15 protein-coding genes and 1 pseudogene are annotated in these 17,134 nt (G+C 70.1%); 8 read left to right on the top strand and 8 right to left on the bottom strand.

Annotation, left to right across the window (positions count from 1 at the left end; genetic code table 11):
• Nucleotides 1-31: 31 nt before the first annotated feature.
• Entirely contained in the window at nt 32-1,759 is a 1,728-nt protein-coding gene (locus A4R43_RS31540) for an ATP-binding protein (RefSeq protein ID WP_113695416.1), read from the bottom strand.
• Nucleotides 1,760-1,914: 155 nt separating this feature from the next.
• On the opposite strand from A4R43_RS31540, the gene A4R43_RS31535 reads away from it, so the two are divergent.
• Both A4R43_RS31535 and A4R43_RS31530 read left to right on the top strand, forming a co-directional pair.
• Nucleotides 1,915-2,469: a TetR/AcrR family transcriptional regulator gene (locus A4R43_RS31535; protein WP_113695415.1), complete on the top strand. Its 555-nt coding sequence runs from the start codon at nt 1,915-1,917 to the stop codon at nt 2,467-2,469.
• A 41-nt stretch (nt 2,470-2,510) separates the two neighbouring features.
• Nucleotides 2,511-4,424 (top strand): ABC transporter ATP-binding protein, encoded by a 1,914-nt coding sequence (locus A4R43_RS31530; protein WP_113698005.1) that lies wholly within the window; start codon nt 2,511-2,513, stop codon nt 4,422-4,424.
• Here the strand turns inward: A4R43_RS31530 and A4R43_RS31525 are convergent.
• Complete coding sequence (locus A4R43_RS31525) at nt 4,406-5,764, bottom strand: pentapeptide repeat-containing protein (protein WP_113695414.1); 1,359 nt, start codon at nt 5,762-5,764, stop codon at nt 4,406-4,408. The genes A4R43_RS31530 and A4R43_RS31525 overlap by 19 nt on opposite strands.
• A 53-nt stretch (nt 5,765-5,817) precedes the next feature.
• On the opposite strand from A4R43_RS31525, the gene A4R43_RS31520 reads away from it, so the two are divergent.
• Entirely contained in the window at nt 5,818-6,285 is a 468-nt protein-coding gene (locus A4R43_RS31520; RefSeq protein ID WP_113695413.1) for an FxsA family protein, read from the top strand.
• A gap of 8 nt (nt 6,286-6,293) precedes the next feature.
• Here the strand turns inward: A4R43_RS31520 and A4R43_RS31515 are convergent, their stop codons facing one another.
• Together A4R43_RS31515 and A4R43_RS31510 are read right to left on the bottom strand one after the other, a co-directional pair.
• Entirely contained in the window at nt 6,294-6,896 is a 603-nt protein-coding gene (locus tag A4R43_RS31515; protein WP_113695412.1) for an SCP2 sterol-binding domain-containing protein, read from the bottom strand.
• Nucleotides 6,897-6,964: 68 nt separating this feature from the next.
• A pseudogene (locus A4R43_RS31510) lies at nt 6,965-7,402 on the bottom strand (SCP2 sterol-binding domain-containing protein); the annotation flags it as partial.
• A 186-nt stretch (nt 7,403-7,588) separates the two neighbouring features.
• Between A4R43_RS31510 and A4R43_RS31505 the strand changes: the two are divergent.
• The gene (locus A4R43_RS31505; protein WP_113695410.1) at nt 7,589-8,245 is read left to right on the top strand and encodes a TetR/AcrR family transcriptional regulator; all 657 of its coding nucleotides are present in this window, start codon (nt 7,589-7,591) and stop codon (nt 8,243-8,245) included.
• A 5-nt stretch (nt 8,246-8,250) separates the two neighbouring features.
• On the opposite strand, the gene A4R43_RS31500 is transcribed toward A4R43_RS31505, so the two are convergent.
• A complete protein-coding gene (locus A4R43_RS31500) occupies nt 8,251-9,105 on the bottom strand; it encodes a MaoC/PaaZ C-terminal domain-containing protein (RefSeq protein WP_113695409.1) in 855 nt (284 codons plus the stop codon).
• A gap of 1 nt (nt 9,106) precedes the next feature.
• Nucleotides 9,107-10,444 carry a 3-oxoacyl-ACP reductase gene (locus A4R43_RS31495; protein ID WP_113695408.1) on the bottom strand — a complete coding sequence of 446 codons (1,338 nt, stop codon included), beginning with the start codon at nt 10,442-10,444 and terminating at the stop codon, nt 9,107-9,109.
• Between the two features lie 99 nt (nt 10,445-10,543).
• Between A4R43_RS31495 and A4R43_RS31490 the strand changes: the two genes are divergently transcribed.
• Nucleotides 10,544-11,833 (top strand): acetyl-CoA C-acetyltransferase, encoded by a 1,290-nt coding sequence (locus A4R43_RS31490; RefSeq protein ID WP_113695407.1) that lies wholly within the window; start codon nt 10,544-10,546, stop codon nt 11,831-11,833.
• Between the two features lie 117 nt (nt 11,834-11,950).
• Here the strand turns inward: A4R43_RS31490 and A4R43_RS31485 are convergent, their stop codons facing one another.
• Nucleotides 11,951-12,487, bottom strand: coding sequence for a DoxX family protein (locus A4R43_RS31485; protein WP_113695406.1), 537 nt, complete (start codon nt 12,485-12,487; stop codon nt 11,951-11,953).
• Between the two features lie 91 nt (nt 12,488-12,578).
• Complete coding sequence (locus A4R43_RS31480; protein ID WP_113695405.1) at nt 12,579-13,616, bottom strand: glycerophosphodiester phosphodiesterase; 1,038 nt, start codon at nt 13,614-13,616, stop codon at nt 12,579-12,581.
• 59 nt (nt 13,617-13,675) lie between these two features.
• Between A4R43_RS31480 and A4R43_RS31475 the strand changes: the two genes are divergently transcribed.
• The 3 genes from A4R43_RS31475 to A4R43_RS31465 all read left to right on the top strand — a co-directional run bounded on the left by A4R43_RS31475 (nt 13,676) and on the right by A4R43_RS31465 (nt 17,002).
• On the top strand, nt 13,676-14,884 hold the full coding sequence (locus tag A4R43_RS31475) for a GNAT family N-acetyltransferase (RefSeq protein ID WP_113698004.1): 1,209 nt from the start codon (nt 13,676-13,678) through the stop codon (nt 14,882-14,884).
• 78 nt (nt 14,885-14,962) lie between these two features.
• Complete coding sequence (locus A4R43_RS31470) at nt 14,963-15,709, top strand: MerR family transcriptional regulator (RefSeq protein WP_113695404.1); 747 nt, start codon at nt 14,963-14,965, stop codon at nt 15,707-15,709.
• A 96-nt stretch (nt 15,710-15,805) separates the two neighbouring features.
• The gene (locus tag A4R43_RS31465; protein WP_113695403.1) at nt 15,806-17,002 is read left to right on the top strand and encodes an ATP-binding protein; all 1,197 of its coding nucleotides are present in this window, start codon (nt 15,806-15,808) and stop codon (nt 17,000-17,002) included.
• Nucleotides 17,003-17,134: the final 132 nt, after the last annotated feature.

Here is a 17,134-nt window from a genome sequence, read left to right as displayed (position 1 = left end):
CATTCGTGTCCGGGCCCCGCCTGACCGCGGGTCAGCGGCGGTCTTCGTCGAGCAGCGCTTTGCCCGTGCGCCGATAACGCACGTTCGGGCTGCGCACGGCGGTGCCGATCAGCTCGACCAGCCCTTCCTTGCGGAGAATGCGCAGCCAGCGCGCCAATGCCTTGTCGGACAGTCCGGTCACCGCGGCGATTTCGGTCCGGTTGCGGTCGCCGTCCGCCAGCGCGGCCAGCACGTCCGCCCGGCGGTCGGCCCTCGATGGCGCCGACGCGGCCGAAGCCGCCTCCGGTGTCAGTTCGTACCGGGTCCACCGGCTGCCACCGAGTTGCGCTAGCAGTCCTCGCCCGACCAGGTCGCCGAGTTCCGCCGTCGCCCGGCGGGAGTCCAGTCCGCTCGCGCTCCGGTACGCCTTGTTGTCGAGCACATCGCCGTTCTTCGCCATGGCCAGGCCGAGGCACTGGCTGTCGGTGAGCCCGCGTTCGCCGAGCCGGCGGATCCAGTCCACGATGTCCGGCCCGAACAACGCGTGGTTCGGGAAGGTGACCTGGAAGAACGACACCTTGTCGGCGAACCTCGGCGGGCTGAGCGACGCCTGCCGCAACGCGGTGATCATCGTCCGGATGCCGGACCCGCGGTTCTCGCAGACAGTCCTTCCCGTACCCGGGATAACCACGTCTTCGAGGAGCCTGAGCAGCGTCGCGTTCCTGGTCGACGAGAGGCCTTCCTCACCGAGGTCGTCCTCGGTGACCGGGCCGAACAGGCCGCCGGGGTTCCGGACGAGCAGCCGGTCCGGATACATTTCGACCTGCACCTGGGTGCCGCGGGCCGCCGGTGAATAGTCGCGGTGCGCCAAGGCGTTCACGATCGCCTCGCGCAAGGCCGCCTCCGGGTACTCCCAGGTGTCGACGCGACCGGCACCGCGCACGGTGGCACGACGGCTCATGTTCCGCCGGAGCGCCGCGAGCGCGTCGCCGACCATGACCGGGATCGCCCCTTCGAACGGCACGTTGTCGAGGAAGCGCTCGCCGGAGGCGACATCGGCGCCATCGGGCGTGGGGTAGTGGACGAAGGTGACCAGCAACTGCGGGAAATGTTCCTGCGGGTACGCGCCGAGCGCCAGCAGGCCGCCGAGCGTGACCCGGTCACCGGCGAGCACCTTGGCCCGCCGCAGCACCTCCTCCGTGGCAAGCCCGGCGAACGCGTGCGGCCGGCGATCGCGCAACCGGGCGGCGAACTCGTCCACCGCCTTCGTGTCGAGCGATTCGATCCCCGCGGTGGGCACCGGTTCTTCGTCATATCTCGGCTGTCCGCGACTGGACAGCATCAGCTGGACCTCGTAACTGCTCAGCTTCCGGTCGCCGTCACCGACCCGGAGATAGCTGCCCTGGGTCATGCCCGCGCCCTTGGCGAAGCAGGGACGCCGTTCCGGTTCCAACGCCGGCACCTCGGCGACCACCAGGTCGGCGCCTTCGAAGCGGTGCACCCGGATCACCGGGCGGATCGGGGGCTCCAGGTCCTCACCGCAGAGCGCGCCGAGGTCCGCGCTCAGCTTGGCCGCGTCCTCGACACCGACCGCGGCGAATCCGGCGGCCTCGTCGAGTCCGAGCACCAGTACGCCGCCACGCGTGTTCGCGAAGGCCGAAACCGTTTCGCGCACCGACTTGGGAAGCTTGGTCGCCGCGCGCTTGGCCTCGACCTCCACGTCGTCCGCACCGAGTTTTCGCAGGTGGCGTACGATCTCGGCGAGTTCTTCGTCAGTCACCGCGTCACCTTGCTGGCTAACATGCTAGCTATCATGCCAGTCGGCTTACTAGTTAGCATGTTACGCGCGTAAGGTTATCCGGTTGACGGAGTGAGTGCTCACTCCGCACACTGGTCGGCATGACCCCTCCTCCGGCCAGGCGGCGTGCGCCCGCGATGAGCACCGAGCAGCGGCGCGAGATGATCGTGCGGGCGGTGCTGCCGTTGGTGGCCGAGCACGGTGCCGCGATCACCACCAGCCAGATCGCCAAGGCGGCCGGTATCGGCGAGGGCACCATCTTCCGCGCCTTCAAGGACAAGGACGAGTTGCTCGACGCCTGCATCGCCGAGGCTGTGCGCCCCGACACCGCGTTGCAGGCCATCGCCGAGATTCCGCTCGATCAGCCGTTGCGCGATCGCCTGGTGGAGGCCGCCGCGACGTTGTCCGCTCATTTGGAGCGCCTTGGCTCCGTGGTCGGCGCCATGTTCACCGCCGGGCGGCCGATGAGGCGCCCCGGTGAGCGCGATCCCCATGCCCGACGTGAGTCGTTCGCCGTCATGCGGACGGCGATCGCCGAGCTCTTCGAGCCCGAGCGCGACCGGCTCCGCCTTCCGCCGGAGAAGCTGGCGGGGCTGTTCTCCTCCCTGCTGCTCAGCGTGCACCGCGACGCCGGGCACACGGCGACCGTCGAGGAGATCGTGGACGTCTTCCTCAACGGGGCGTGCCAGTGACCGACTTCGGCGGCGGGGGACCGCCCGGGCTGCGCCGGCTCATGCGCCGGGCGGGCAAGGCCACCGAAAGCGGGCTCACCGGGCCGATCACCATCCCCGATCCCCGCCAGCGCCCCGACGAACCCAGGGACCTGGCCGCCCGGTTCAAGCGCGTGCGCGAGGCGGTCGGCGGCACGGTTCGCGGCCTGCCCCGCGTCGCGCGGCTCACCTGGGGCGCCGGTCGCCTGCTGACCATCGGCATCGCGCTGCTCACGCTGATCGCCGGCCTCCTGCCGACGGTCACCGCCTACGCCGCCAAGCTGCTGATGGACGCCGTGGTCGCGGCGCTGTCCGGGCACGGCGGCACCACCACGATCGTCTGGCTCGCGGTGTTCCAGTTCGGCGTGTTTACCGCGAGCGCGGTCACCACCGCGCTGACCAACATCTGCCAGCAGCTGCTCACCGAGCGCATGGTGCTGACCATCCGGCACCAGGTGATGGACCACGCGAGCCGCCTGCACCTGGCCTTCTTCGAGGGCTCCGAGTCCTACGACCTGCTGCGCCAGGCCGACCGCGAGGCCCCGCAGCGTCCGGTGTCCATGCTGACCTCCGGCCTCGGCCTGATCCGCACCTCGATCACCTTCGGCAGCATGATCACCCTGCTGATCACGGTCAGCCCGCTGCTGGCGCTGGTCGCGCTGGTCGCGCCGATCCCGGCCTTCATCGCGCAGTCGAAGTACGGCGCCCGCGCGTTCACGCTGACCCTGATGCTCTCGCCGTTCCGGCGTCGCATGGAGTACCTGTCCATGCTGGTCACCACGGACAACCACGCCAAGGAGACCAAGCTGTTCGGCCTCGGCCCGTACCTGGTCGACCGGTTCCACCGGATCAGCACGGCCGCCTACGAAAAGCAGCGCAAGCTGATCCGCAACCGGAACCTGGCCGGTGCCGGGTGGAGCCTGCTGTCCACCTTCGCCGGTTCCGCGATCGCCCTGTACATCGCGCTCGAAGCGGTCGCCGGGCGGCTGACCCTGGGCGACCTCGCGCTGTACACCGCGGCCGCGACCGCCGTGCAGACCTCGGTGCAGGGCCTGTTCAACGCCTTCACCGGGATGTACGAGAACAACCTCTACCTGGACACGCTGTACAAGTTCCTCGCCACCGAACCGGAGATCGTGGCGCCGCCGGACCCGAAGCCGCTGCCGTCGCCGCTGCTCGGCCGGGTCACCTTCGAACGGGTCAGCTTCCGCTATCCCGGCGCCGACGAACCCGCACTCGACGACGTCAGCTTCACCATCGAACCGGGCACCAGGGTGGCCGTGGTCGGGCGGAACGGCGCCGGGAAGTCGACGCTGCTCAAGCTGCTGTGCCGGTTGTACGACCCGACCGGCGGGCGCATCCTGCTCGACGGCGTGGACATCCGCGAGTTCGATCCGGAGGAGCTGCGGAGCGCGATGAGCGCGATGTTCCAGGACTACGTCAGCTACCACGCGACGGCGGCGGAGAACATCGGGCTCGGCGACATCGACCACGTCACCGACCGCGAGCGCATCGAGGATTCCGCCCGCCGCGCCGGGGTGGCCGAGCGCATCGAGCGGCTGCCGAAGACCTACGACAGCCCGCTCGGCCGCTGGTTCGACCAGGGCGTCTCGCTGTCCGGCGGTGAGTGGCAGAAGCTGGCGCTGGCCAGGGCGTTCCGGCGGGACGCCCCGATCCTGCTGCTCGACGAGCCGACCTCGGCGCTGGACGCCGAAGCCGAGCACGAGCTGTTCGCGCGGCTGCGCGAGCTGGCCAAGGGCCGGACCACGCTGTACATCTCGCACCGGTTCTCCACGGTCCGCCGGGCGGAGAAGATCCTGTTGCTGGACAAGGGAAAGCTCGCCGAATACGGCACGCACGACGAGCTGATGGCGCTGGACGGCGGCTACGCGGAGCTGTTCACCCTGCAGGCCGCCGCCTACCTGGACGAGGCGTGACGCACCCGCAGCCAGCCCTCGGGGATCTCGGTGCCGCCGACGAGTTCGCAGTCGCGCAGGTTGAGCCAGGCGTCGCCGGACCGGTCGCCGGGGAACTCGACGCGGTCGAACCGCGAGCGCACGATCCAGAACAGCAGCGGCGACCGGCTGCCGTCCCGTAGGTCCACCGTGGACTCTTCGAACCGGCAGCGCTGCATGGTGATCCGGCCCGTGGCCACCTCGTCGTCGTACAACATCCCGTTCGCGCGGGAGAGGTCCAGCTCGGCGGAAACGAAGTCGCACCGGACGAACCGCAGCGTGCCCCCGCGCACGGTCGCGCGCGAGAAGTCCACCTTGGCTTCCGAGAAGTCCACGCGGTAGAAGTCGATCGCGATGCTGGACAGGTCGATCCGCGAGAAGTCCGCGACCCCGGCGAACCGGGCGCCGACGAACTCGGCCCTGGCGTGCTCGAAGGTGGCGTTGGCGAAGGTGGTGCGCTCGGCGAGGAAGTCCGTGCCGTGGCAGCTCAGGGTGCCGCTGAAGGCGGTGTCCTCGAAGGAGCAGAGCGCGCCGGTGAAGTCCGCCCGGTCGAGCACCAGCGAGCCCTCGAAGGTCAGCCCGCTGAAGTCGGCGTTCTCGAAGGTCACGCCGGAGAAGTCGAAATCCAGGTGGGTCCAGCCGCTGGCCCGGCTGGCGGTGTGCTCCCGGATCACCTGCAGGATCGCGGCCCGCACCTCGGCCTCGCCCGGCGCGTCGGGCTCGGTGGACAGGCGCAGGTAACCACACAGCACGTCCACGCAGACCTGGTTCTTCGCCGACCAGTCGTCCGCCGGCCCGGCCATGGCGTAGACCCCGGCCAGGCGCACCGCGGAACTGGCGTGGGCGAGCTGTTCGGCCGCCGCGCCGAAGCGCTCGTTGAACGCCTGCGTCTTCTCGCGCTCACCGCGTTCCACCGCGAGTTCGTGCTCCTGCTCGGCCACGCGCTGCTTGCGCAGGTTCACCGCCAGCAGCACCACCCCGCCGAGCCCGGCCACCACGGCGAGCGCGATCTTGAGCAGCTCGAGCAACTGGGTGGCGGTGAACGCGGCTCCCGGCGGCAGCGACGGCCACCCCAGCAACCAGAGCAGGCCGGTCATCACCCCACCGGCCACCAGCAGCGCCAGCAGCAGCCAGCCGACGACCATCCTGGTCAGCCCGCCGGGCAGCACCCGGTCGAAGGCCCGGCCCAGCCCCGAGCGCACCAGCCAGCCCGGCCAGTGCGGCACGAACTGCCCGCGGATCCTGGCCAGCGAGAGGGCGGCGAGCACGAGCGCCCCACCGCCGATCCAGCGCACCACGTCCCAGGTCAGCCAGTTCCACACGATCGATGACCCTAGCGGGGAGCAAATCGGGCGGACCGGTCGTTGGACAGGACATGGCTGTGGTTTTCCTGCTCTACGTGGTAGCCGAGGTGGCGGCCGTCTGGGCGGTCAGCTCGGCCATCGGCTTCTTCGGCACGATCGGCCTGCTGCTGGCGGGCGCGTTCCTCGGCTCGTGGCTGGCCCGCCGCGAGGGCGGCAAGGCGGCGCGCGCGTTCATGGAGACGGCGCGCTCGGGCCGCTCGGCGCACAACGAGGTGACCGACGGCATGCTGATCGGGCTCGGTGGCCTGCTGATCATGCTGCCGGGCTTCGTCAGCGACGTCGCCGGGCTGCTGATGATCCTGCCGCCGACCCGCGGCGTGTTCCGGCGTGCCTGGCTGCGCCGGATCGAGAAGCGCGCGCGGATGGCGCCGAACCTGCGCTCGCCGTTCCAGAGTGACGTGATCGTGGTGGACAGCGAAGTGGTCGAGCCGGAGGAACCGCGGCAGCAGCCGAAGAACCACCCCGTCATCGAGGGCTAGGTCGAAGGTCAGCCGGGGCCGGCCTTCGGGATGTCGAAGTAGCTGCTGAACCGCACGGCCAGCGCGTAGTCGCCCTTCACCCGGACCTTGCCGGTGACGAACATCGCCGCCGCGGCGGTCACCCCGGTGGCCATCCGGATGAAATCGGCGGCGGAAACGGTGACCGTGGCGTCCGGGGTGCGGCCGAGATCACTGCTGGAAACGCAGACGCCGTCCTCGACCACGGTCTGATATCGGTCGAACGGTTCCTCGCCGTCACCGCGGTGAAACCGCCAGCCGATCACAAAATCCACATTCTTGGTCTTTTCCTCGATGAGGTGGTCCGACATTCTGCGGAATATCTCGTCGAGAAACACCGAGCGCAGTTCGTCGTGCGCGGCCAGCTCGTTGATCTGCTCTTTCGAGGCGCTGTTGACCACGTTCACCAGCAACTGGGTGGACAGCGAGGACAGCTCGATGCCCGCGCCGACCGAACCGAGCATGTGCAGGGTTTCCAGCACCTGCACGAACTGCGCCGGGCTGAGCCGCCGGATCTCCAGCTCGCCGGCGAAGGCGTCGAGCACCGAATCCGCGCGCGGGCGCTCGGCGGGCAGGCTGCCGCGCCGGCGCATTGTCCCGCGCCAGCGCTCACGCCACGAGACGGGTTCGGAGGACACGGGAAACGAGTGTAGGTCGCCGTTCAGGGCTTGGGAAGATCGAAATAGCCGATCAGCCCGGCGGCGAATGCCAGATCCCCTTTTACCTTGAGCCGTCCGGTGACGAACATTACCGCGGGCGTCGCCTGATGGGTGATGAGTTTGAAAAAGTCGACCGGCGCCACGGTGATGGTCACGCGTGGTTTCTCCCTCGGCTCGCGGCTGACCGCGCACTCACCGTTCCGGATGACGGTTTCGAAGCGGTCGTAGCCGTCCGCGTCCGCGCCGCCGGTCAGCCGCCAGCGGACCACCGCGTCCAGCTCGGCGGCGCGCTCGGGCCGCAGGTGCGCGCTCATCCGGCGGAAGATCTCGCCGAGCACCTTCTCCCGCAGTTCGCGGTCGGCGACCACGGTGTCCAGCTGCGCCTTCGACGCCCCGGCGATGATCCGCGCGAACTGCCGCGGCTCCACCTGGCCGAGGTCGGCCGAGCGCAGTGCCTCCAGCAACGCCGGGCCCTCGAGCAGCTCGATGTCCTCCACGCCGACCTCCCGCTCTACCTACTCCACAGTAAGGCTACCCACGAGTAGGTACCTGGGCAAGCCGATGCCCGCGTGCCGTCACACCAGCGGGCCCGCGCCCGGTAGCGTTCACCGGACGAGGAGGTCGAGGTGTCCGAGGAAGTGCAGACAACGGGGCGTGCGAAGCGACTGCCGCGGGCGGTCCGGGAACGCCAGATCCTGGACGCCGCCGTCCAGGTGTTCGCCCAGTACGGCTACCACTCGGCGTCGATGGACGAGATCTCCGAGGTGGCCGGGGTCTCCAAGCCGATGATCTACACCTATCTCGGCTCCAAGGAGGACCTGTTCGCGCAGTGCATCCGCCGCGAGGCCACCCGGCTGCTCGAAGCCATCCAGGCCGGCGTCCAACCGGACCTGCCGCCGGACATGCAGCTCTGGTACGGCCTGCGCTCCTTCTACCGGTTCGTCGCCGAGTACCGCGAGTCGTGGACCGTGCTGCACCGCCAGGCGCTGGTGGTCGGCGGCCCGTTCGCCGCCGAGATCACCGACATGCGCAAGCGCGCGATCGAGCTGGTGGCCGCGCTGGTGGTCTCGGCAGGCACCCGCAAGGGCCTCGCCGAGCAGGCCGAGTTCTCCGGTGAGGGACTGTCCGCCGCACTGGTCGGCGCCGCGGAATCGCTGGCCGACTGGGCGCTGGACCACCCCGCCGTCTCCGACGGGGTGCTCGCCTCCTGGCTGATGAACCTAGTCTGGCTCGGGTTCAACGACCTGGTCGAGGGCGCGGTCTGGAAGCCCGCCGAGTCCTAGGCCTTCTAGAGAGCCGCGATCGAACCCGCCAGGTGCGGCTTCGGCTTCTTCACGCCCCACAGCTCGAACGCCCAGCCGTCGCCGGTGGCCCAGCTGGTGAAGGCGACCTTGCCGGGCAGCAGGACCGGGAGCTTGAACTTCACGTCCACGGTGAACGCGTCCGGCAGCCTGCCCTCGAAGGCGGCCAGGCTGTGCGCCTTGGTCCACATGCCGTGGGCGATCGCGGCCGGGAAGCCGAACGCCTTCGCGGTCAGCGGGTGCAGGTGGATCGGGTTGCGGTCGCCGGAAACCTCGGCGTACCGGCGGCCGATGTCCCCTGGCACCCGCCACACCGCGCTCGGTGACGGCGGCGCGAGCCGTTCGCCGGAGCCCTTGCCGCCCTCGCCACCGCCTCGGCGCAGGTAGGTGCTCACGTCCGTCCACACCGGACTGTCTTCGGTGTCCGCGACCAGCTCGCTGAGCACGTCGAACTGCTGGCCCTTCTCGTGCGGGCGCAGGTTCTCCGCGCGCACGCGCACGGTGAACCGCTCGTCGAGGCGGACCGGGCGGTGCTGGGTGATCCGGTTCGCCACGTGCACCATGCCCAGCAGCGGGAACGGGAAGTCCGGCTCGGTCATCAGCGCCATCTGCAGGCCGAAGGCGAGGATGTGCGGATAGGTGGCGGGCAACTCGTCACCGAAGCGGAAGCCGCAGACCCGGTTGTAGGCGGCCAGGTGCGCCGGATCGACGGTGACGCCGGTGCGCACGAACTCGGTGTCCGGCAGCCGCCCGCCGGACGAGCCCGGCCGCAGCCCGCCGAGCAGCGCCTTCGGGTACAGCGTGCCCAGGCTGGGCGCCGCGCTCAGTTCCTTGGTGACCATCTCACGCTCCCAGGAAGGCTTGGCCGCACACGCGCACGACGTTGCCGTTGACCGCACCCGAAGCCGGGTTCGCGTACCAGGCGATGGTTTCGGCCACGTCCACCGGCAGCCCGCCCTGCGCCAGGCTGGACAACCGCCGCCCGACCTCGCGGATCATCACCGGCACCGCGGCGGTCATCTTGGTCTCGATGAAGCCCGGCGCCACGGCGTTGATCGTGCCGCCCTTCGCCGCCAGCTCCGGCGCGCCGACGTCGACCATGCCGATCACGCCCGCCTTGCTGGTGGCGTAGTTGGTCTGGCCGAGGTTCCCGGCGATGCCGGCGATCGAGGAGACCCCGATGATGCGGCCGTTGTCGTTGAGCACCCCGTCGGCGAGCAGCTTGTCGTTGACCGCGAGCTGCGCGGCGAGGTTCACCGAGAGCACCGCGTCCCAGTGCGCCTCGGTCAGGTTGCCGAGGGTCTTGTCGCGGGTGATGCCCGCGTTGTGCACCACGATGTCGACGCCGCCGTGCCGCTCGGTGAGGTAGCCGGCGAGCTTCTGGGGCGCGTCGGCCGCGGTGATGTCCAGCTGCAGCGACGCACCGCCGACCCGATTGGCCACTTTGGACAGATCGCCGCCCTGGGCCGGGATGTCGAGCGCGACCACGTGGGCGCCGTCGCGGCCGAGCACCTCGGCGATCGCCGCGCCGATGCCGCGGGAGGCGCCGGTGACCAGCGCGACCTTGCCCTGCAACGGCTTCGCCCAGTTCTCCGGCGCGGTGGCGGCCTTGCCGTGCGTGCCGACGCGGATCACCTGGCCGTCCACGAAGGCGGACTTGGCCGAAAGCAGGAACCGCAGCGTGGACTCGGTGGCCTCTTCGGCACCTTCGGCCACGTAGACGAGCTGGGCGGTGGCCCCGCGCTTGAGTTCCTTGCCGACCGAGCGGACAAAACCTTCGAGTGCGCGCTGCGCGATGCGCTCACGACCCTCGACCGCCTCCGGTGGCGTACCGAGCACCACGACCCGGCCCGACGGCACGAGCTGCCGGATCACCGGCTGGAAGAACTTGTAGACCTCGCGCAGTCGGCCGGGCTCGGTGATGCCGGTGGCGTCGAAGACCAGTGCGCCGTGCTTGCCTTCGGCCGGGGTGGTGACCACCTCGATGCCCGCGTCGGCGAGCTGGGTGGACACGGCCTTCTCCAGCCGTCCGCCGGGGGCGGCGCCGAGCAGCGCGGGACCGTCGAGCGGCGGCTGGCCCGGGGTGTAGCGCCGCAGCGGGTACGGGTTGGGCAAGCCGAGCCGGGGCACCACGAACCGCCCGAGCTGGCTCTTCGCGAACTGCTGGTACCTGTCGGCCATGACCGTCCCTCTCCTGCGTCCGGTGTCACTGTGCAGCCTAACCTACTAGCGAGTAGGTTACACTCCGAAGTACCTCACAAAACTCGCCTCGGAGGAAAGATGGCCACGAAGAAGGCACCGCAGGTCCGCAGGGTCGCCATCGTGGGCGGCAACCGGATCCCGTTCGCGCGGTCGAACGGCCCGTACGCGCGGGCCTCGAACCAGGACATGCTGACCGCTGCGCTGGACGGCCTGGTCAGCCGCTTCTCCCTGCAGGGCGAGCGGATCGGCGAGGTGGCCGCCGGTGCGGTGCTCAAGCACGCCCGCGACTTCAACCTGGCCCGCGAATGCGTGCTGGGCAGCAAGCTCTCGCCCGAGACCCCGGCCACCGACCTGCAGATGGCCTGCGGCACCGGGTTGCAGGCGATCGTCACGGTGGCGAACAAGATCGCGCTCGGGCAGATCGACTCGGCTATCGCCGGTGGCGTGGACACCACCAGCGACGCGCCGCTCGCGGTGAACGACGACCTGCGCCGGATCCTGGTCCAGCTGAACGCGGCGAAGACCGCGGGTGAGCGGCTCAGGCTCGCGGCGAAGATCCGGCCCGGCCACATCGTGCCGGAGATCCCGCGCAATGCCGAGCCGCGCACCGGCCTGTCGATGGGCGAGCACGCGGCGCTGACCGCGAAGGTGTGGAACGTTTCGCGCGCCGAGCAGGACGAACTCGCCGCCGCCAGCCACCGGAACCTGGCCGCCGCCTACGACCGCGGCTTCTTCGACGACCTGCTGACGCCCTTCCTGAAGCTGTCGAAGGACCAGAACCTGCGCCCGGATTCGAGCGTGGAGAAGCTGGCGAAGCTGAAGCCGACCTTCGGCGGTCCCGAGGGGACGATGACCGCGGGCAACTCGACGCCGCTGACCGACGGCGCCTCGACCGTGCTGCTGGCCACCGAGGAGTGGGCGAAGGCGCGCAAGCTGCCGGTGCTGGCGTACCTGACCTTCTCGCAGACGGCGGCGGTCGACTACGTGCACGGTGACGAGGGGCTGCTGATGGCGCCCGCGTACGCGGTGCCGCGGATGCTGGAGCAGGCGGGCCTGACCCTGCAGGACTTCGACTTCTACGAGATCCACGAGGCGTTCGCGTCGCAGGTGCTGGCGACGCTGAAGGCGTGGGAGGACCCGGCTTTCGCGAAGGAGAAGCTTGGCCTGGACACGCCGCTGGGCTCGATCGACCGGGCGAAGCTGAACGTGAACGGCTCGTCGCTGGCCGCAGGTCACCCGTTCGCGGCGACCGGCGGGCGGATCGTGGCCACGCTGGCGAAGCTGCTCGCCGAGAAGGGCTCCGGGCGGGGCCTGATCTCGGTGTGCGCGGCCGGTGGCCAGGGCATCACCGCGATCCTGGAGCGGTAGCCGCCTAGTGTCACGAATGTGGCTTTCGAGACCCGGCAGCACAGCGCGAAGCTCCGTTGAGGGTGGCGGCGGGCGACGGGCGGGAGTCCCGAAAGCCACATTCGTGACATCCCATGGCTAGCTGGTGAGCTGCTTCGCGCGCTTGCGGGCCTTGCGGGTCTGCTTCCCGGCGGTTTTCTGCAGTGACTGGGCCTGCTTGCCCGCCACCTTCGCGGCCTTCTTGGCGCGCCAGCCCAGCGACGGCTTGCCGTGCGTGTCGGCGGCGGCGAGCAGCAGGCCACCGGCCAGGCCGGCGTTCTTCAGGAAGTGGATCAGCTGCTGCTGCTTCGCCTGCTCGTCCTTCTCCGCCCAGAACGGGTGCCCGGCCACCGTGGTCGGCACCAGGCTGCCGAGCAGCACCAGCGCGGACAACCTCGGCGCCTTGCCCAGCGCGAACAGCGAACCGGCGGCGATCTTCGCCACCGCGTCCACCCGGACGAGGGTCACCGGGTCGGTGGGCACCTGCTCGGGCAGCCGGTCGGCGTACCGGCCGACGGTGCTGTCCAGCAGCGGTTTGGCGGCTTCGGCGTGGCCCTCCGCCTGCCGCAGCGCGTTGATGCCGCCGCTGATGAAGATCGACGCGAGGAGGGGGCGGGCCAGACGACGCAGAATCATGCGTTGAACGTACCCAAATCCCCGCGTTCTCACCCCTCACTACCAACCTATGGGGCTTTCTAGTCCTGACACTAGAAAGCCCCATACCCCGTTATCGAACGGAATAGGACCGCGGCAGGGCGAACCCGCGCTCGGCGGCCACCTCACGCAGCCGGTTCGGGTAGTCGGTGATGATGCCGTCCACGCCGTCGTCAATAAGCTTGTGCATGGTCGGCTTGTCGTTGATGGTCCACGGGATCACCTTGAGCCCGGCCCGGTGCGCCTCGTCCACCAGCGCCTTCGTGGTGAACGGCAGGTAGTTCGGGTCGTTCACCGAGCCGCCCTGCGGATTGCCGTGGACCGGTGAGAGCGCGCTCGCGCCGAACGACTTGACCGCGCGCACCGGGCTGCCGCCGAAGTCGTCGATGTCCAGCCCGCCCAGCCACGGCGACTTGCCCGGCTGGCCGGCCTGCAGGAACTCCGGCTGGGTGAGCGCGACCGTCTTCAGCCAGGGCGCGGTCTTCCGCATCAGCATCAGCGCGCCCCAGTCGAAGCTCTGCACGGTGGTCCGGTGCGCGAACCCGGAGAAGGTGATCTCGCGCGCGGCCCGCTCGACGAACTGCTCACGCGGCGCGGTCTCGTGCGGCGCGGCCGCCTCCACCTTGGTCTCGATGTTGAACCGGATGCCCCAGGCGCGGTATTGGCGCGCCAGGTCGAACACCTCGCGCAGCGTCGGCATCTTCGCGCCGGGGGAGAGCTGCTGGTCCGGGTAGTTCGGCAGCTTCTGCGAGCCGCAGTCGAGCGTGCGCACCTGCGCGAAGGTCAGGTCCTTGACGTACTTGCCCGCGTACGGGAAGGCCGGGTCACCCGGGAAGGCGGGCTGGGTGTCGGCGCACTTCGCCGGGTTCGTCTTCCGGTCGTGCGTGACCACGTCCCGGCCGTCCTTGGTGATCTGGATGTCCAGTTCCAGCGTGGTGACGCCGAGTTCCAGCGCGGTGGCGAAGGCGGCGAGCGTGCCTTCGACGGTCAGCCCGATGCCGCCGCGGTGAGCCTGGATGTCGAAGTCCTTGCGGGGATGCGCCTGCGCGGCGGAACCGCCGAGCACGGTCACCACCAGTGCCGCGACCAGCGCCTTGGGGAGGAGTCTCATGGCCGGCGAGCTAACCAGCTCAAGGCGACTTCGAGGTGAACCCTGGAAGGATCATGACCATGACCGACTTCACCGTCCGGCATCCGGAGGACCACGAACGCCGGCCGACCCTGGACATGGTCGCCCGCGCCCTGCACCACCCGCCGCTCACCGACCGGCAGTGGAGCGCCGCCCAGCACCTGTTCGGCACCGAGCGGACCTTCGGCGCCTTCGAGCGGGGCGAGCCGATCGGGATGACCGCGTCCGCCGCCGTCGAGCTGGCGGTGCCCGGCGGACGGGTGCCCGCGGCCGCGGTGGCGTGGGTCGGCGTGCGCGCGGACCGCACCCGGCGCGGCGTGGTCACCGAGCTGCTGACCACGCAGCTGCACGACTGCCGTGACCGCGGCGAGCCGGTGGCCGTGCTGCACGCCAGCGAAGCCACCATCTACGGGCGGTTCGGCTACGGCGTCTCGTGCCAGGCCAAGCACCTCATGGTCGAGCGGACGCGGGTGCGGGCGGACGTGCCGGTGACCGGTTCGGTGCGCCTGCTGTCCGGTGCCGAGGCGCTGACCGTGCCCCGCGAGCTGTATGCGGCGACCGTCCCGTACCGGCCGGGCATGATCACGCGGGACGAGTCGTGGTGGCGGTGGGGGCACGACCGGGTGCTCGACCGCGACGGCTACCTGGTCGCCGTGCACCGCGACCACCACGGCGCCGACGACGGCTTCGCCACCTACCGCCCGGTTTCGCTCGACACCTTCGAGCAGCCCGGCGCCGGCACCGCGCTGGAGGTCCTCGACCTGCACGCGGCGAACCCGGGCGCGCTCGCCGGGCTGTGGCGGTTCCTGCTGTCGATCGACCTGGTGACGAAGATCCGCGTGAAGTCCCGGCCGCTCGACGAGCCGCTCGAACTGCTGCTGGAGAACCCGCGTGCGGTGGGCGTGCTGGCGGTGAAGGACCACCTGTGGCTGCGGCTGGCCGACCTGCCGCAAGCGCTTGCGTCCAGGGGATACCAGCCCGCCGAGCCGGTGGTGATCGAGGTGCGCGACCCCCGGCTGCCGGAGAACGACGGCCGCTACCGGATCAGCGAGGACGGCGCCGAGCGCACCACCGCCGACGCGGACCTCAGCCTGGACGCCGACACGCTCGGCATGCTCTACCTCGGCGGCTGGCGGGCGAGCACGCTGGCCGCCGCCGGACGCGTTCACACCACCGATCCGAAGGCGCTGGCCAGGGCGGACGTCCTGTTCGGCGGCACCGCCGTGCCCTGGTGCGGGACGGATTTCTGATTCGGGGTTGACCTTGACGTTGCGTCAACTTCTACCGTGGGTCTGGTCAGCGAACGAGGTCTGAGGGAGGCGGACGCGGTGGAGTGGTCGATCCAGGACATCGCCCGCACGGCCGGGACCACCAGCCGGACCCTGCGCCACTACGGGCAGGTGGGGTTGCTGGAACCGACCAGGGTCGGCCGCAACGGTTACCGCTACTACGACGAACGGGCACTGGTGCGCCTGCAGCGGATCCTGCTGCTGCGCGAACTGGGGCTCGGGCTGCCCGCCATCGCCGAGGTGCTGGCGGGCGAGCGGGACCCGGCCGCCGCCCTGCGCACCCATCTCGAGCTGCTCGAACGGGAACGGGACCGGATCGGGCGGCAGATCGAGTCGGTGCGCACGACCCTGCGGAAAACGGAAGGAGGTGAGCAACTGATGGCGGAAGAGGTTTTTGACGGGTTCGACCACAGCCGGTACAAGGACGAGGTCGTCGAGCGCTGGGGCAAGGACGCCTACGAGAAGGGCGACCGCTGGTGGCGGTCACTGAGCGACGCCGAGAAGAAGGCGTTCCAGCAGGAGCAGGTCGACATCGCCCGCGACTTCGCCGGCGCGCTGCGGGCGGGGGAGCCCGCGGACGGGCCGGTCGCGCAGGCCATCACCCAGCGTCAGCACGACTGGCTGGCGAAGACCGTCGAGGTGAGCAAGTGCTACTTCATCGGCCTGGGTGAGCTGTACGTGTCCGACGAGCGGTTCACGGCCAACTACGACCAGCACGGCAAGGGAACCGCGGCGTACATCCGCGACGCGATGAAGGTCTACGGCGAGCGCAACCTCACCGACTAGACCGGAGTGGCCAGGGCTGCAGACCTGGCCACGACACGCCTTGGCATTTCTGCCGGATTATCGGCCGGACGCTATAAAGGCCGATACGGTTCGAGAGTGGACCCCATCCGCAACCCGTTCGCCCCCGGCGCCGGCCAGCGCCCGCCCGAACTCGCGGGGCGGGAGCGCGAACTGCGTGCCTTCGAGGTCGTGCTGGAACGGGTGGCCCGCGGCCGCCCGGAACGCAGCCTGGTGCTGACCGGCCTGCGCGGGGTCGGCAAAACGGTGCTCCTCGGGGAGCTGCGCTCGATGGCGGTCCGGCACGGCTGGGGCGCGGGGAAGATCGAGGCACGGCCGGACGCCGAACTGCGGCGGCCGCTGTCGGCCGCTTTGCATCGGGCCATCCGTGATCTCGCCGTCCGTCACCGCGCGCCCGATCGGGTGGAATCGGTGCTGGGCGTGCTCAAGGCGTTCGCGCTGCGGGCCGCCAAGCCGGACGCGAAGCTGCGTGACCGCTGGCAGCCGGGCATCGACGTGCCCGCCGCGCAGGGGCGCGCGGACTCCGGTGACATCGAGATCGACCTGGTCGAACTGTTCACCGACGTGGCCGAACTGGCCGCGGACGTCGGCACCGGGGTCGCACTGCTGATCGACGAGATCCAGGACCTCGGCCCGGACGACGTGTCCGCGTTGTGCGCGTCGTGCCACGAGCTGTCGCAGTCGGGCGCGCCGCTGGTGGTGGTCGGCGCCGGGCTGCCGCACGTGCCCGCGGTGCTGTCGGCGTCGAAGTCCTATTCGGAGCGGCTTTTCCGGTACGCCCGGATCGACCGGCTGGACCGGGAGGACGCCGACCGCGCGGTGCTCGCGCCGATCGACCGGGAAGAGGCCGGGATCGAGCCCGAGGCGCTGGACGCGCTCTTCGACGCCTCCGGCGGTTACCCGTACTTCATCCAGGCCTACGCGAAGGCGGCCTGGGACGCCGCGCCGGACGACCCGATCACGGTCAAGGACGTGCAGGTCGCGGCACCGGAGGCGGAGTCGGAGCTGGCCGTGGGCTTCTTCGGCTCGCGGTACGAGCGCGCGACACCCGCCGAACGCGAGTACCTGCTCGCGATGGCCGAGCTGACGCAGGGCCGCGACGAGGCGGCGAGCACCTCGGATGTGGCCGTCTACCTGGGGCGGAAGCCGTCCAGCCTGTCACCGGCGCGGGACAGCCTGATGAAGAAGGGCCTGGTCTACTCCGCGGAACGCGGGCGCATCGCGTTCACCGTGCCGCACTTCGGCCACTACCTGCTCAGCCGCATCGACGACTGAAGTTCAGGTCTTTATTTCGTTTTCTAGCGTTTGAGCTAGATAGCACCAGAGAGTCCGATGAGGACAATGCATTGGGCTTAATGGGGGATCTGCCGACGATTCGTCGGCTCGTGCGCCAGATCACCGGATAAT

It is taken from the genome of Amycolatopsis albispora (assembly GCF_003312875.1).
Lineage (GTDB): Bacteria > Actinomycetota > Actinomycetes > Mycobacteriales > Pseudonocardiaceae > Amycolatopsis > Amycolatopsis albispora.
Note: the sequence above shows the minus strand (reverse complement) of the source record. Positions and strands in the feature narration are given on the sequence as shown.

Bases quoted from the DNA above. Each gene is read 5' to 3' on its own strand.
- A4R43_RS31535 (WP_113695415.1), top strand. From the start codon at position 1,915: ATGAGCACCGAGCAGCGGCGCGAGATGATCGTGCGGGCGGTGCTGCCG.
- A4R43_RS31530 (WP_113698005.1), top strand. From the start codon at position 2,511: ATGCGCCGGGCGGGCAAGGCCACCGAAAGCGGGCTCACCGGGCCGATC.
- A4R43_RS31520 (WP_113695413.1), top strand. From the start codon at position 5,818: ATGGCTGTGGTTTTCCTGCTCTACGTGGTAGCCGAGGTGGCGGCCGTC.
- A4R43_RS31515 (WP_113695412.1), bottom strand. From the start codon at position 6,896: ATGCGCCGGCGCGGCAGCCTGCCCGCCGAGCGCCCGCGCGCGGATTCG.
- A4R43_RS31500 (WP_113695409.1), bottom strand. From the start codon at position 9,105: ATGGTCACCAAGGAACTGAGCGCGGCGCCCAGCCTGGGCACGCTGTAC.
- A4R43_RS31495 (WP_113695408.1), bottom strand. From the start codon at position 10,444: ATGGCCGACAGGTACCAGCAGTTCGCGAAGAGCCAGCTCGGGCGGTTC.
- A4R43_RS31490 (WP_113695407.1), top strand. From the start codon at position 10,544: ATGGCCACGAAGAAGGCACCGCAGGTCCGCAGGGTCGCCATCGTGGGC.
- A4R43_RS31485 (WP_113695406.1), bottom strand. From the start codon at position 12,487: ATGATTCTGCGTCGTCTGGCCCGCCCCCTCCTCGCGTCGATCTTCATC.
- A4R43_RS31480 (WP_113695405.1), bottom strand. From the start codon at position 13,616: ATGAGACTCCTCCCCAAGGCGCTGGTCGCGGCACTGGTGGTGACCGTG.
- A4R43_RS31475 (WP_113698004.1), top strand. From the start codon at position 13,676: ATGACCGACTTCACCGTCCGGCATCCGGAGGACCACGAACGCCGGCCG.